The organism is Paenibacillus sp. FSL H8-0317, assembly GCF_045040685.1.
GTDB lineage: Bacteria > Bacillota > Bacilli > Paenibacillales > Paenibacillaceae > Paenibacillus.
This window is the reverse complement of record NZ_CP150294.1, coordinates 6,936,295-6,951,018: the sequence shown is the minus strand read 5'-3', so window position 1 is coordinate 6,951,018 and position 14,724 is coordinate 6,936,295. Positions and strand designations below refer to the sequence as shown.

Below are 14,724 nucleotides of genomic sequence, written 5' to 3'. Positions count from 1 at the left end.
ATTTGCACGAGAACGGAGAGGGCAGAAATAACCTGAAAAAGCGGAGCTAAAAGCTTTCTGAAAGAAAGCTGCATCGGAAGCATATGCTTCGCCTTTATCCCCGGATTTTCCCCTTTAAAAAGGGAATCAAAAAATCTGGGGATAACAGCGATTGGAAGGTTATTCTGTCATCGTAGTGGCTAGTGTAAATATTCTTTCGTTCATTTTATATAGGGGAACTGAATACGTAGATAAATCCGGCATCGTTTGTACCCAGTCTTCAAGAGAACACAGGCGTAAGATGGTGGGTTCTTTTACATGCCAAAAAGAGAGGAGAATGGGGAAGTTGCACGGGAAAAAAGGACATTTTAACTCACTTCGCAATCAGATCTTCATTGGTTTTGTTATGGTGATGCTTGTTGTTCTGCTGCTCGCAGGCATATCGGCTTATGATCGGGTAGCTGCCCTGCTGAAAAGCAATGCGGAGAAACATATTCACCAAACCGCTGTCCAGGCCAGTGGCAGATTGGATGCACTCATTGCACAAGTGAATTCGCTGACCGCCCAGGTGGCGGATGATTCATACGTGCAGCGTCTGCTCAGCGATGAGAAACAAGGCAACCCGGCCACCTTTAATCAGCGCCAAGCTCTCTTGCAGATTGCAGGCAGTTATCAGTCTTTCATCAACGGAGCGCAAAGTATGGAGATATACACTACGGGTTATAACCGCATATTTCCGATGGATGACCGATCCCTCGATCTCAGAGTGGAGCGCAACTGGATCAACCTGGCGGATGAAGGAAAAGGCAGACTGGTATGGGCAGGCGCTGACCCTGAAGATCCGGGTGTGCTCCTGGCTATTCGGCGGATTAACCTGCTGGATCATTCTTTCGAACATGGAGGTTATGTGGTGGTGCGGATGCAGCGCAGTTTTTTTCAATTGAATGATTCGAATGGGACAGATGGTTCGCAGGACTCTATCATGCTCTTGGATGGGGCAGGCGAAGTGGTAACTTCCGATCTGGAGATTAATCTCGATCCCAAAGCCATATTGGACAGCGGATCAGTCGTGCAGAACGGGGAGGAATCCTATATCGTCGTCCGGCAAAAATCGGAGTTAACGGGATGGACACTTGCTGTCCTGACCCCGCTGCGGGAGACAACGGAAGGTGTATCCATCCTGAGGACAGCGCTGCTCGTCTCGGGAATGATTGGTGTTGTTCTGTTCCTTATCATGTCCTTCTTTCTGTCCACGATGATTACACGTCCGCTCATACGGCTGATGCGGGCCATGCGCAGTGCACAGCCGGGAGCAATGAGACCTAATCTAATGGTTAGCTCTACGATGGAGATCAATGAACTCAACAACGTATATAACCAGATGGTCTACAGGCAGAATGAATTGACCCGTGTGGTTCATGAGAAGGAGGTCATGCAGTCCCGGGCTGAGTTGAAGGCGTTGCAGTCTCAGATTAATCCCCATTTTTTATTCAACACACTGGAAGCGTTCTATTGGTCCCTTGAGGAGAAGGGAGACGAGGAGATGGCACGTATGGTTGTGGCGATGTCTCGATTATTTCGCTACATCATCTCCAGTTCGCAGCAGGATGAATGGGTTACGATTGCCGACGAGCTGGAACACGCCGAGCGTTATCTTCAAATTATGCAGATGCGGTTGGGAGAGAGAATGCAATGGGAGATTCAGCTGAGTGATACGGTGCGTAAGGTCGCAATTCCGAAATTGCTCATACAGCCCTTGGTGGAAAATGCGATTCTCCATGGAATTGAAAGTAAACTGGGACTGGGAAAAATCAGCATCCATGTGGATGCTTTGATCGAGAAAAATCTGGTTCGCATTGTGGTTCGGGATGATGGTCCCGGTATGGATGAATTACGGCTTCAATCTGTCATTCATGCTTTAGATGGCGGGCCGGCTGTGTCCAAGAAGGGGACAGGTGTAGGTCTAATCAACGTACATCGGCGACTGAAGCTTTACTTTGGCAGCCAACTTGGCGAACATTGCAGGCTTTCCATAACAAGTAAGGTGGGGGAAGGGACCGTCATTTGCTTTGAGATTCCCATGGGAACGGAGGGTGCATATGATTCATGACAAAACAATTCTTATCGTTGATGATGAGCCGCGTACAAGAGAGGGTATTCGCAAAACACTGGAGGGATGGTCAGCAGGACGAAATCACATTCAGACTGCAGAAAGTGGCGTCGAGGCCGTGGAATGGCTCAAGAAAAAACCGGTAGATCTGTTAATAACGGATGTTCGCATGCCGGAATTCTCTGGCTTGTGTCTGATTGAAGCCATTCAGCACTTTTCGAACAAGCCTGTTGTCCTGATTATGTCGGGACATGCCGATTTTCAATACGCCCAACAGGCCATTAAGTTGGGTGTTGTGGAGTATATGTTGAAACCGATTGATAAGGAACAATTGCTACAGACTGTCGAAAAAGCCCTAAAGTTCAGCGAACAACAACGACGTATTCAAACGATGCAAGAAATGGTTGACCCCAAGTTGCTGGATGTTAAGGAGCGAGGGGAACAGAGGCTAAATAGCCAGATCAGTGAAGCTTTGACCTATGTGGATACTCATCTGGGTGAACATGTAACCATGCGTGAAATCGCTGATTTACTCCATCTCAACTCCAGTTACTTCAGCGTATTGTTTAAGGAACAGATCGGTATCAATTTTAGTGAATATCTTACCCGCAAACGCATTCAGCGCGCGAAGGAGTTGCTTGTGCAGACAACGATGCCAATCTCGGAGATTGCCGAACAGGTGGGTTATCAGACGGATAAGTATTTTATCACAGTATTTAAAAGTCTTGAGGGGCTAAGTCCAAGCAAATATCGGCATTCCCTATCTGAACGAAATAACAAATAACCTCAAAAAAGTGGAGTTTTTCCAAATTGTTCTGGTCTTATAGAGGCAATAGGCCCATGCTACAATTTGGTTAAAGCGGTTACATTAACCGAAAAAACCAAGGGGGTCTGGAATAATGAGCAAAAAAACGATGGCCATTCTTCTGTCATGGACGCTGGTTCTCGCCGTAATTTTATCCGGATGTAACAGTTCAAGTTCGGATGAAGAGGGTGAAACAGGCAGCAACGGCACAGATGGGAAAGTAACCCTCAAATTCATGCACCTCTGGCCAGCAGGCAGCTCCGCACAGCAAAACAAACTGGTCAACGATATCATCAAGCAGTATCAGACGGATCATCCGAATGTAACCATTAAGCAGGAAGTGCTGGAGAATGAACAATATAAGAACAAATTGAAAATCCTGTCGGCATCCAATGAACTTCCCGATGTTGGTGTAACTTGGGCTGCCGGATTTCTGGAGCCTTATGTAAAGGGGAATCTGTTCGCACCGGTCGATGATCTGCTGAGTGACTCGCTGGGCGAGAAATTCATAGCCGGAACAACAGAAGCTTATGCCATAGACGGCAAAACATATGCGTTACCAATCGAGTTGAATATCTCCCCCATTTATTATAACAAAGCCATTTTTGCAAAATATAACTTGCATCCGCCAGCAACGTACGATGAATTCCTGAATGTGCTAAAGACACTGACAGAGAACGGTGAGGTGCCGATTGCACTGGGCAATAAAGACCGTTGGACCGGCTCACTCTGGTATATGTATCTGGCGAATCGGTTAGGTGGAGATGCATTGGAAAAGGCCATCAATGGCTCTGGCAAGTTTGACGATCCTGCGTTGACACAAGCTGCTGCCGAGGTACAAAAACTGGTGGATATGAATGCTTTCAACAAAGGCTTCAACGGGTTGTCCAACGATGAGGGCAAATCCGAATTCATGAACGAAAAAGCTGCCATGTACCTGATGGGTACTTGGGAACTGCCAAACTTCACGACTAACCCGGACATCCCGCAGGAATTCAAGGACAAGATCGGATTTTTCAAATTCCCAACAATGGAAGATGGCAAGAGTGACATTAACAGCTGGGTAGGTGGTCCAGGTGTAGGACTGTTCGTGGCCCAGAACTCCAAAGTGAAGGAAGAAGCGCAGAAGTTTGTGCAATACTTTGTGGAAAAATGGGGTGAAAGTTCGGTAACTGAAGCAGGCGTCATCCCGGCTACCAAAGTGGATACAGCTGCAGTACAGCTGCCACAGCTTTACATTGACTTGCTCAACGAATTGAATCAGGCGAGCAGCCTTACACTCTTTGCAGACGTACAGATGAAACCGGCAGCCGCTCAGGCCCATCTTGACATGATCCAGGCATTGTTTGGCAAAGCGGTAACACCAGAGGATTTTGTGAAGAATCATCAGGCTGCAATTGATAAAGGCAATTGACGTACACACGTTTGAACGCTTGAAGGGAGGATAATGTGATGGACAAAGTCATGTCCAACCGTCTCGTTGCTGCGTTGTACGTGCTTCCTGCACTGCTTCTGCTGCTGGTCTTGGTTTACATCCCGATCGTGCTCACCGGGTATTATGGGTTGATGCAATGGGACGGGATCGGTGCAATGACCTTTATTGGATTAGATAATTACGCCAGACTGCTTCAAGACGGGACATTCTGGCAGAGTGCGAACCATACTTTTTTGCTTGCTTTGTTCTCTGCGCTGAGTCTGATCGGTTATCTGATGATCGCTTTGGTGCTGTCAGGCAAGATCAAGGGGGCCAATCTGTTCCGCAAAATATATTTGATCCCGATGCTGCTGTCTTCGGTCGCGATCGCCCAGTTATGGCTGAAGATCTATCATCCCAGCAATGGTGTACTGAACACCTTTCTGGAAGCGATCGGCTTCAGCAATCCGCCAGCCTGGCTGGCGGAGCCATCCCTGGTGCTGTATGCACTATTCGTACCGATTCTATGGCAGTATGCAGGCTTCTATATATTGATCTATTATGCGGCCCTCAAAAATATTCCGGAATCTCTGGTGGAAGCAGCCCGGATTGATGGGGCAAGCCCTTGGCAGATCGCTTTTCGAATCAAGCTGCCGCTAATTACTGAAGTCATCAAGGTGACCGTTGTACTGGCTGTGGTGGGCTCGCTCAAGTATTTTGACCTCATCTACGTCATGACCGATGGCGGACCGAATGGCTCCAGCGAAGTGATGGCCTCCTATATGTATCGTCAGGCGTTCCGTAGCTTCGACTTTGGTTACGGCAGTGCTGTAGGTTTCTTCCTGCTCTTGATCTGTCTGCTGGTTACCTGGCTGCTTCGAAAAGCGACAGCATCCAAAGATACGATCCAGTATTCCTGACGCTAGTTCGTGTCTGAAAACTCGCTGAAGTGCATCTTTTACCGCCTTTTCGCCCCCTGCTGCGTCACTTTCCCTTGACGTGCCCCGGCACGCCTGCGGAAAATTTCCTTGCTTGGAACGAAAATTCGGCAAAATCTGCCACCTTCGGAGTTTCCAGACACGCCCTAGTGAAATGAAAGGAGGTCCATCCCGGTGAAGACGGATACGACCGTTAGATTGCCAACTTACCCGGGGACAGGCCGAGGTTCGGCATGGTTAAGGAGATTCGGATATATTCTGCTGTATTTCCTCTTGTCCCTGGTAGCTTTGCTGCAAATTTTACCCTTGGTATGGCTGCTGTTGTTCTCGCTTAAAAATAATCAGGAAGTATTCGACATGGCGCCTTTTTCCCTTCCTGCTACTCCGCGTTGGGAAAACTATGTCAAGGTATGGACAGAGGGAAATATCAGCTTGTACTTCTTCAACAGTGTATGGATTACGGTGGTCTCGGTGGTGGTTACCGTGCTGTTTGCCAGTCTGGTGACCTTCGCCATTACACGTATGCGCTGGAAGGGTCGTTCGCTGGTGCTGGGACTATTCATGGTGGGTCTGATGATCCCTGTACACTCCACGTTGATCCCGCTGTTCAGCTTGTTCCTGAAGCTTCATCTCACCGATCATCCTTTGTCAGTCATCTTGTCTTATATTGCCTTTAATATGCCAATTACCATTATGATTTTACTCGGATTCTACTACGCGCTTCCCCGAGAAGTGGAAGAAGCCGCAGTGATGGATGGCTGCTCCGTGCATCGGATTTTCTTTCGGATTGTGCTGCCGATGACGTCTTCGGTCATTTCCACAACGGCGATCATTAACATGATCTATAACTGGAATGAATTCATCTTTGTTAATACGTTCATCAGTACAGATTCGTACAAAACCCTGACTGTTGGTGTACAGAACTTTATCGGTCAATACACAACGGATTGGGGAGCCATTGGTGCAACGCTGATGATTAGCATTATGCCAATCCTGATTGCTTTTCTTATCTTGAGTAACCGAATCGTGGAGGGAATTGCTGCGGGTTCTGTTAAAGGTTAAGAGGCTGTGGGCCTAAGGCCCTTCCATTCTTGCTTAAAAGCGAGTTGGGAGGGGCCTTTTTTGTCTTCTAAAACCTCTGGCAGACGTACGGAAGCGGGGCTTTATGAAAGCGGTGAAAATACCTATATATGGAATTACAAAAAACTTTCAACTATTTTCGCAAAACTACTGCATTTTCAAACCACCTGTGCTAACATACCCTAAGAATTAAAGCCCACATGGGAAAGGTGAGAAAATGACAGCAATATCCTCAACCAAAGAGTCCCTTCGTTCTGATGCCAAGGATCTGAATCTGATTCGACTGACATGGCCTATTTTCCTGGAACTCTTCTTATTTATGTTGATGGGGAGCGTGGATACGCTCATGCTCAGCTCGGTGTCCGATAATGCGGTCTCCGGCGTTGGAGCAGCCAATCAGATTATTTCTATCGCTATCCTTGTATTGGAAGTCATTGGACATGGTGCTGCGATTGTAGTCGCACAATATATCGGATCGAAAAAGTTAAGTGAAGCAGCACAAGTTACGGGTAATGCGATTACACTGAACCTTATCGTAGGTCTGGTCCTGAGCGGAATCTTCCTTCTGTTCGGAGGACAATTGTTAACACTTCTGAATATTCAAGGCGAAATTTATGATTTTGCCCGTTCGTATATAAATATCGTTGGTGGCGGGATATTCCTCCAGGCACTCATTAATGCGCTGGCTGCGACGATCCGTACACATGGTTACACCAAAGAAACGATGTATGTTGCTGTATTCATGAACGTGATTCACGTTGTTGGTAACTATGCATTGATCTTTGGACACTTCGGCCTGCCGAAGCTTGGAGTGGAAGGGGCAGCGATCTCTACGGTGGGAAGCCGGTTTATCTGCCTGCTGATCTTTTTCTGGTTGTTGTATCGTGTGAGCGAGGTGCGGGTGGATTTCGAATACTACATTAAGTTGTCCAAACATTTTATTGGCAAAATTCTGCGGATTGGCATTCCATCTGCGATGGAATCCATGGTATATCATTCCTGCCAGCTCGTGTTCACGCTGTATGTGACCTATCTGGGTGCAGAAGCTATGGCAACCAAACAGTATGCGGGTAACATCTCCAGCTATATCTACTTGTTCAGCATGGCGATTGGTATGGGGACATCGATCATTGTAGGTCGACTTGTGGGTGCGCGGCGCAAAGACGATGCGTACAAACGTGTTTTTGACAGTGTAAAATGGGCCCTTCTGGCCACGGTTATCATTGATGTAATCATTATTCTGTTCCGTGTGCCGCTGATGAGCATATTTACGGATAATCCGGAAATTATCAAGCTGGGGGCTCAAGTGATTTTACTCAGTCTGTTGCTCGAAACCGGGCGTACCTGCAATATAGTGATCATTGGTTCCCTGCGTGCGGCAGGTGATGCAAAGTTCCCGGTATACATGGGTCTGATTTCCATGGTCTGCATGAGTCTGCCACTGGGATACCTGCTCATATTCAAGCTTCATCTGGGGCTCGCGGGTGTGTGGCTTGCCATTGCGGCTGATGAGTGGACCCGTGCGGTCATTATGTTCTTCCGTTGGAAGAGCAGAGCTTGGGAGAAACATGAACTGGTGGAGCATGATGACGAAGAGGTTGTAACGCAGACCGTTCCTGCCGTTTAGGACAGTGAACGCTAAAATAATGGCTAAACCATCACCGAGTAACTTTCCTTTTCTCGGTGATGGTTTAGCCAAAGATTCTGCTTCACTTTCCATAAGTCAGTATAGCGCTATAATTGGCCAGAGTCTGTACTTGATCGAGACTGGGCTGTATGAGGCGCTAGGGCTGGCTGAGGTTGCCGCGGAAGTGGGACTGTCGACGCAACATTATTACTGGGTATTCCAATTACATTGCAGAGCTTGATGAGAACGATTGATGGATACGTCTGGGGTCAGTAAATGATCGTTTTTTTTCATTTAATGTATCAATAACACTTGATCCCATTCAGGACTTTTATCCGATAATAATGATGCCAAGACCAGAGAGACCCCAGCTGCTCCGTTTAAAAGGCCTGCTTCATCAATATACTGAAGTTTATTATCAATCCAGTTTATGTCGCAATATCCAAATATAGAGTCCGCCTTGTAGAAATCTAGAGTCTTTTCTACAAGGCGGTCACGCATCATTCTTAAACGTTCTTCTCCGGTTTCAGAGTACATCCGTTGGATGAGTAGAAGCCAACCTGAAAGGCCATGACAAACGGTTGGTGAGATTAGCCCTCCGTCCATATCTATGCGTTTTTCCATATCCAGATATGATTCAAGTGCAAGATTAGATAATTCTTTATTTTCCAAAGCATTGCCTGCCAACCATATTGCACGTGCAATTCCAGGAGTTCCGTAGCACCACGAATCTCTTGGATGCATTTTATTTTCAACATGCAGATTACCTAATTTCCATTCTTCATAAGAAACCCTGCCAGGCCAGTATATTCCATCTTCACCATTGACCTTCCACTGAACAAGCCAATCAGTTAGTTTACTTAATTGATCCTTAAAGGGTTCGGCAGGTAGTCCTTTAAGGATCGCAATGCTCATAAGTGCAATGGGCCCTGCTATTCCATGGGAAAGTCCTAAATTGAAGTTTCCAGAAGGATACTGATTCGTCTCACTAGCATGAAATTGGCTCCGAGCAGAAATATGCCATCCTGGGACGGTTTCTTCTCCTATTTCCTTTTTTGCACAATATAATTTGAACCAATTTACAATCTGTTCCCATACCTTTTTCATTCCCGGGCGATCATAATATGATAAAATAACTCTTCCAAGCCCACTTAGACCAAGAATCGTATCATAATCTCCTATTTTTAAATCAGTACTTCCCCAATTTTCAACTAGTTCATCAACTTTTTTAATTGCTAGTTCTTCCATCCAAGTTGCAATACCTTCTGTCATTGACTGGTAACGGGTGCCTCTCCGGGATAGGGAACGTATGGCCACTAGAACACCAGGCAATCCGCCGTATAATGACAAATCATGCAACCCCGTTTGTTCAAGCTTATTCTGCAATTCCTTTAAATACTGATGTCCTATATAATCCCAACCAGCATCAGGTTGGAGATAATCCAATTCCCCCATTAATAGGCAAATTCCGGAATGTCCGTTACTTAGACTTTCTTCCGTCCACCGTTCTACTTCGAATCCATCAACTGCTAATATAGAATTTTGAGATTTCATTGAAATTTCGCTTGGAGTTTTATATCTGTTTGCAACAGACGCCAAAGTGCTTGCAACGTTGTTTCTTAAGTCGCCTTCTAAGCCCAACCATCTATCCAGATTAGGGTTTATCGCAATACTCAATGCTGATATACCTCCTCAATGTTATTTTCCTGAAAGGTCTTAGCTTGTATACGATACATCTCTGCATACGTACCATTATCATTAAGCAATTTCTCGTGTGTTCCCTGTTCGATAATCTCACCGTTCTCCATGACAATTATCTGATGAGCAAGGCGTGCAGAAGATAGCCGATGAGTAATGAATACACCGATCTTATCTTTCATTAAATCAAGAAACAACTCCAACAAATCTCGTTCTGCAACCGGGTCCAAAAACGCGCTAGGTTCATCTAAAATGTATAAATCGGCATTGCGCATGAAAGCTCTGGCTATGGCTAACCTCTGCCATTGACCACCAGATAATTGCTGACCTTCTTCAAACCATTTACCCAACTGCGTATCAAGGCCTTGGGGCAAAGAATGGATTACATCATCAATAGATGCGTACTTGGCTGCATTTAGTATCAGTTCGTCTTGGTCCAACTGATCCAATGAACCAAAACCTATGTTGTTCCTGGCGGACATTTCATAATGAACGAAATCTTGAAAAACAGTACCGATTTTTTTTTGATACATATTCAGATCATAATCGGTTATGTTTTTTCCGTTTATGATAATTTCACCTTCGTAATTGTCATAAAGTTGCATTAATACTTTCATTAACGTTGTTTTTCCCGATCCGTTTTTCCCAACTATTGCGATGGTCTGCCCCCTTCGTAACGATAAGGAAATGTTCTTCAACGCTATCTTGTCATTCCCAGTGTACTGAAAAGAAACATTCTTGAGTTCCAGGTGTTCTATGCTAAAATCAGATTTTTTGTTTTGCAGAGAAGATCGAGCAACTGGGTCAGATGTTGGTAACTCAAAGAACAGGAACAATTGCTCCATATAGAGATGATTTTGGGAAAATTGCAATAAACTCCTCATTATGGATTGTATCTGACTTTGTGTAAGTACTATTGCCTGAATATACCCGTACAAACTGCCAATCATCAAGGTACTTAACAAAGTTTCTTGAATGACAAACCAAACCAACCAAAGCATTACTGCAAGCTCAAAAAAATTGTAAATAAATGTGTATTTAGTTAGCTTTCCTAACATTCTCTTGTCTACTTTATAAAAGCTTTCGAGCAATTCAGAGTAGCGGTTAAGTAAATGAGTGCTCAATTGAAAAACCTTAACTTCCTTAACTGCTCGATCATTTGTAAGCAAATGCGTCAGATACCATGATTGACGATATAAAGGGGTCCTTTTCATATAGATATCGAATTGTTGTTTGTTTAATTTGAATAAAGAATACAGTGATGTCAAAGAGACTACGAGAATGATCGGTACGGTCCACCATTTCCATAGAAACAACCAAGTTGAAGATGAAATTACAGTGATAAGACCAGAGATAATACCTGCTAATTGGCTATATAGCTGATATGGCCGAAATGCTGCTTCCTGAGTTGCACGTTTTAATTGATCGTTGATAGACGAATTTTCGAAGTCAGCAAGTCCAAGTTGAGTTGATTTTTTCCCGATCATGATATTCAAAGACTTCGCTAATGATGCTTCTAAATTCCCCTCCACATAGGTTTGTCCTGAATTAATGATTAATTTTACTGCGTACACAATAACAAACAAGATAAAAGGTATGCGTACTAGATCCGCTCCATGCATCAAAGAATATGAAATCCCATTCAACATATTCTGCATAACAACCAAACTAAAAAAGGGAATCAAACCTTGCAGGATATGCAATATTGCACTAATTATGAACAATACTTTATTAGTCTGAAAAATTAGTGAAAATAACTTCATGCTGCTTTTCGCTGAATTCCACATAAAGACTCCATTTTCCGTTTATAATTTTTTGGTTTACAAAAAAAATCATATCCTGCTCAAATTTTCTATTCTTTTTCTTTTATGGTATTGTATCAAGCTGTTCATCGCATGGCGTGTCAATATCATTATTTTCTGTTCCAGCTTTCGATCAGTTCCAATTAGTCGATTCAAGTGCATGTGAATAATGCTAAACACGATGTCATCTTTGCTATTCGTCAATAAAGCTTCTGAACGATGTTGCTCAAGCTTTTGGTAGTATGTTAAACAGCTGTTTGCTCTTGCTTCAAAAACGGGCAGTAATTCTTGTGAAAAGTTTCCTGAAGCAGAGGTTTGGGAAGCATTCAAACCAAAAAAAGTATTAAGCATATCCATATATGTGTTGCGGACCTTGCGAAAATCTTGAAGGTAATCTTTAACATCAAACTTATCATTTAAAGTTTCGAAACATTCAGTTTTGTTGTATCCTAGATGAGTAAGAAGATGAATTACACTAAGTACACCAATTTGTTCAATCTCAAATTCACGTCTCTCGAAACGGTTTAGACGAATTAATCCAGCCACCACATAACTATCTTCGGAGAACAGAGATTCTGCTAACTTCATTAATTCCGTTCCGCCATATCTTTCTATTTCAGGTTCATAAGTTTCTAGTGTGAATTTAGTTATATAACCATCTTTAAACCACTCGTCACTCCATTTTTTAAATAACTGAGCGAATAGCTGAGATTTATCATTGGATTTGAACTTGAACCTTACCCTAACATGCGGATCAGGATCAGCGTAGCGTATAAAATAAGCTTGTTCTATTAAACTATTATCTTTAGCCTCGTTCACACATTCCTCCCAATAAAGAGCAAGGAATTCATTTTGTCTGCTATCCAATCCGTATAATTTAGCATAAAACCACTCATTGCCAGGGAGATAGATATCTTTCCCTAAAACCCGTCTGTCCGATAGCTTTTTGAAAGGGAAAACGGATGAACTTCCTTTAATTGGCATAGCATCGTCTATAATGAGTGGAAACACAAATTCAGCAGCCAAACAACCATCACTACGATGGATAGGCAAATTTTCAAATCCGCCGGCGTGTTCGATTAAATTTATATGTCGTGTTGTCTTTAAATTTTTTAATAATTCACTTAAATGTAGCGGATGATCCAAATCCAGTAAAATTCGATTATCTGAATCAATCAAATAAACATATCTTGGAACATTCCATTCCCTCAAAAATGTTAAAACCCAATTCTTTAATTTGTCTGCATTAATACTTTCTTTCAAATTATTATTAGGGTAACGAAGATTCCATTTTGCAGGAGACAACACAATTTTTTTATATTGAATTCTTGGCATAAATGGGGCATGCATTAAATACCCAAAGTCTGGGGCGGACCATTGATCAAATCTCATCAAGCCAACCTCCATCAGGAATCTATAGATGTTCGGCGCATGATGATAATTGAACATATGACCTGCAGTTGGAATTACTTCTTTGTTTTGGGATACGGACCTAATATATAACCTTCCTTCTCTCGCACCTACGACAAGATCAGACATGGATATGATCTGTTCGTTTGGAGTTATCCCACCATGACTAAGCGGAATTTCATGGTCCCGGTAGTTCTTCGTAAGCATTACATTCGCAGATTTACCCGAAGTGGGAAGAAAAGATGTTTCTGCCCACATTGCATCAGGATACAAGTCCTTTTCTTTTTTTGAAATCAGTGTTAAATCTTTTTGGAGATTGGGTTCAAGGATATCTAAAAAACGACCGAAAGTTTTTCCCGCTCCGTTTGAGCCGGGATTAGGCGCGAGCACCAGTTTGTACTCCCCATGATCAAGACTGTTTTGATCCAACGTGTGAAGGGAAAAATACAATTCCATAGATGGTAATGGTGGTAGTTGGGAATCATTGGATCCTTCCAGTTGTTGTATAACGTGTTCATCCAATTCAACTGTATGCTGGCCTTTATGTATTGCGGATACCAAGAGTTCCATAAATAAATGTTCCTGTCCCATTTTACCCTGAGAATCCCTGCGCTTTAACGCATATGAATTTTTTCGGTTTTCAGGATAACGATACGTCGCCGGAGGACCCAATCCAAGCTCATCATCAATCAATTCTAAAACGGGGATTTCTTTAAGATCGCCATACCTTTCTAGAAAATCTTCTACATATCTTTTCAGGTAATCTTCTGAATAGTGTGAAAGCATATTAAGGATGTATGCTGCCTCTTCCACGTCTTTGCGAATATGCTCATTGAGTCTGATAGACTGATCTGCAAGTGACAAATCCACTTGTATAGTGGGTGTCTCCATCGGAATAAAATCATTCGTCATTCTACTAAGTTGTTTGAAAGTCTCTATTCCTTCTCCAACAGGAGTCTCGTTATATAACATTATCGTTTCGTGAATCTCATGCAATTTTTTCCCTATATCATTTACTCCCTGGAGCCCATTCACAAGACTAAAAACATGATAGAACGGATCTTTATCTATAGTGGACGGTCGCAGTTCAGTAATGAGGAACTCTTCTTTTATGAGTTGTTGCAAGTAATTATTGATAATTTCGCGGTCTGTTCCCGGAAACTCCAGTTCCATTTGGTTCAATACCTTGGAAAACTTTCGGGGGAAAGATAAATAATTCATAATCCAGTCAAATACAATGGTTGCTTTAACAGAGATGCTATCATTTGCTCCACTTTTCATTTTCCCATATCTCGTTAAGAAGGGGAGCTTAGCTCTATTACCTTGTTTATAAATTAATGCATTCGGGTAAATAGTTAGTTGTTCCAATATCTGTGGATCGTTTTCAAGTTGTTCTATTAGTTTGAGAATCCATCCCATATCAGGTCGTGCTCGTTTACGATAATGAGATATCTCCTTAATATCAAGTTGAGATTTGGCTGAGAACCTGCCAACAGTAATGCCTGAGAATAATCCAAAAGGAGTAGGTCTACTCATCATCCGGATTACATACTTCATTACGCTTGATACAACTTGCGCTTCAATCACATTAGACTTATTTTTGAATTCATCAATTTTAGAAAGCGACCTGTATAGGCTAGGGCTTGCAACAAGGATCGCTTCCCTGATCTCAGGTTTACGAGATAATTGCATCAAACTTTCCAAAGAATAACTAGCAACATTCTCAATAAGAGAATGTTGCTCGGGGAAACAAGAAAAAAATTTATTTAAGGGTAAAACTGGAGTTCTCAACATGAAAAAATCCAGTGTTTTATACGAATAACGTTTCATCATATTCTCCTCCCACTAGATGCCAGACATG

Annotated in this window: 10 protein-coding genes; 7 read left to right on the top strand and 3 right to left on the bottom strand. The window is 43.2% G+C overall.

Annotated features, from left to right (window positions below; all coding sequences use genetic code 11):
* Positions 1 to 325 precede the first annotated feature (325 nt).
* The 7 genes from MHB43_RS30920 (at position 326) to MHB43_RS30890 (ending at position 8,194) form a co-directional block, all read left to right on the top strand.
* The gene (locus MHB43_RS30920; RefSeq protein ID WP_405131015.1) at positions 326 to 2,089 is read left to right on the top strand and encodes a sensor histidine kinase; all 1,764 of its coding nucleotides are present in this window, start codon (positions 326 to 328) and stop codon (positions 2,087 to 2,089) included.
* Positions 2,079 to 2,873: a response regulator gene (locus tag MHB43_RS30915; protein WP_405131014.1), complete on the top strand. Its 795-nt coding sequence runs from the start codon at positions 2,079 to 2,081 to the stop codon at positions 2,871 to 2,873. The genes MHB43_RS30920 and MHB43_RS30915 overlap by 11 nt, the downstream gene beginning before the upstream one ends.
* A gap of 115 nt (positions 2,874 to 2,988) precedes the next feature.
* The gene (locus MHB43_RS30910; protein WP_339180409.1) at positions 2,989 to 4,308 is read left to right on the top strand and encodes an extracellular solute-binding protein; all 1,320 of its coding nucleotides are present in this window, start codon (positions 2,989 to 2,991) and stop codon (positions 4,306 to 4,308) included.
* Between the two features lie 38 nt (positions 4,309 to 4,346).
* On the top strand, positions 4,347 to 5,228 hold the full coding sequence (locus MHB43_RS30905; protein ID WP_036606643.1) for a carbohydrate ABC transporter permease: 882 nt from the start codon (positions 4,347 to 4,349) through the stop codon (positions 5,226 to 5,228).
* A gap of 216 nt (positions 5,229 to 5,444) precedes the next feature.
* Positions 5,445 to 6,308, top strand: a complete 864-nt coding sequence (locus MHB43_RS30900) for a carbohydrate ABC transporter permease (protein ID WP_051154087.1) — start codon at positions 5,445 to 5,447, stop codon at positions 6,306 to 6,308.
* Positions 6,309 to 6,543: 235 nt separating this feature from the next.
* Positions 6,544 to 7,953 carry an MATE family efflux transporter gene (locus tag MHB43_RS30895; RefSeq protein ID WP_339180405.1) on the top strand — a complete coding sequence of 470 codons (1,410 nt, stop codon included), beginning with the start codon at positions 6,544 to 6,546 and terminating at the stop codon, positions 7,951 to 7,953.
* A 19-nt stretch (positions 7,954 to 7,972) separates the two neighbouring features.
* On the top strand, positions 7,973 to 8,194 hold the full coding sequence (locus MHB43_RS30890) for a hypothetical protein (protein WP_206105797.1): 222 nt from the start codon (positions 7,973 to 7,975) through the stop codon (positions 8,192 to 8,194).
* A gap of 53 nt (positions 8,195 to 8,247) precedes the next feature.
* Here MHB43_RS30890 and MHB43_RS30885 read toward each other — a convergent pair whose 3' ends face one another.
* From MHB43_RS30885 to MHB43_RS30875, 3 genes are read right to left on the bottom strand one after another with little or no spacing between them, the layout of a single operon-like run.
* Positions 8,248 to 9,630: a lanthionine synthetase C family protein gene (locus tag MHB43_RS30885; RefSeq protein ID WP_339180402.1), complete on the bottom strand. Its 1,383-nt coding sequence runs from the start codon at positions 9,628 to 9,630 to the stop codon at positions 8,248 to 8,250.
* A complete protein-coding gene (locus MHB43_RS30880; protein ID WP_405131013.1) occupies positions 9,627 to 11,438 on the bottom strand; it encodes an ABC transporter ATP-binding protein in 1,812 nt (603 codons plus the stop codon). Before MHB43_RS30880 ends, MHB43_RS30885 begins: the two co-directional genes overlap by 4 nt.
* Positions 11,439 to 11,483: 45 nt before the next feature.
* Positions 11,484 to 14,696, bottom strand: coding sequence for a lantibiotic dehydratase (locus MHB43_RS30875; protein WP_339180398.1), 3,213 nt, complete (start codon positions 14,694 to 14,696; stop codon positions 11,484 to 11,486).
* Between the last annotated feature and the right edge of the window lie 28 nt (positions 14,697 to 14,724).

Bases quoted from the DNA above. Each gene is read 5' to 3' on its own strand.
- MHB43_RS30915 (WP_405131014.1), top strand. From the start codon at position 2,079: ATGATTCATGACAAAACAATTCTTATCGTTGATGATGAGCCGCGTACA.
- MHB43_RS30910 (WP_339180409.1), top strand. From the start codon at position 2,989: ATGAGCAAAAAAACGATGGCCATTCTTCTGTCATGGACGCTGGTTCTC.
- MHB43_RS30905 (WP_036606643.1), top strand. From the start codon at position 4,347: ATGGACAAAGTCATGTCCAACCGTCTCGTTGCTGCGTTGTACGTGCTT.
- MHB43_RS30895 (WP_339180405.1), top strand. From the start codon at position 6,544: ATGACAGCAATATCCTCAACCAAAGAGTCCCTTCGTTCTGATGCCAAG.
- MHB43_RS30890 (WP_206105797.1), top strand. From the start codon at position 7,973: ATGGCTAAACCATCACCGAGTAACTTTCCTTTTCTCGGTGATGGTTTA.
- MHB43_RS30880 (WP_405131013.1), bottom strand. From the start codon at position 11,438: ATGTGGAATTCAGCGAAAAGCAGCATGAAGTTATTTTCACTAATTTTT.
- MHB43_RS30875 (WP_339180398.1), bottom strand. From the start codon at position 14,696: ATGATGAAACGTTATTCGTATAAAACACTGGATTTTTTCATGTTGAGA.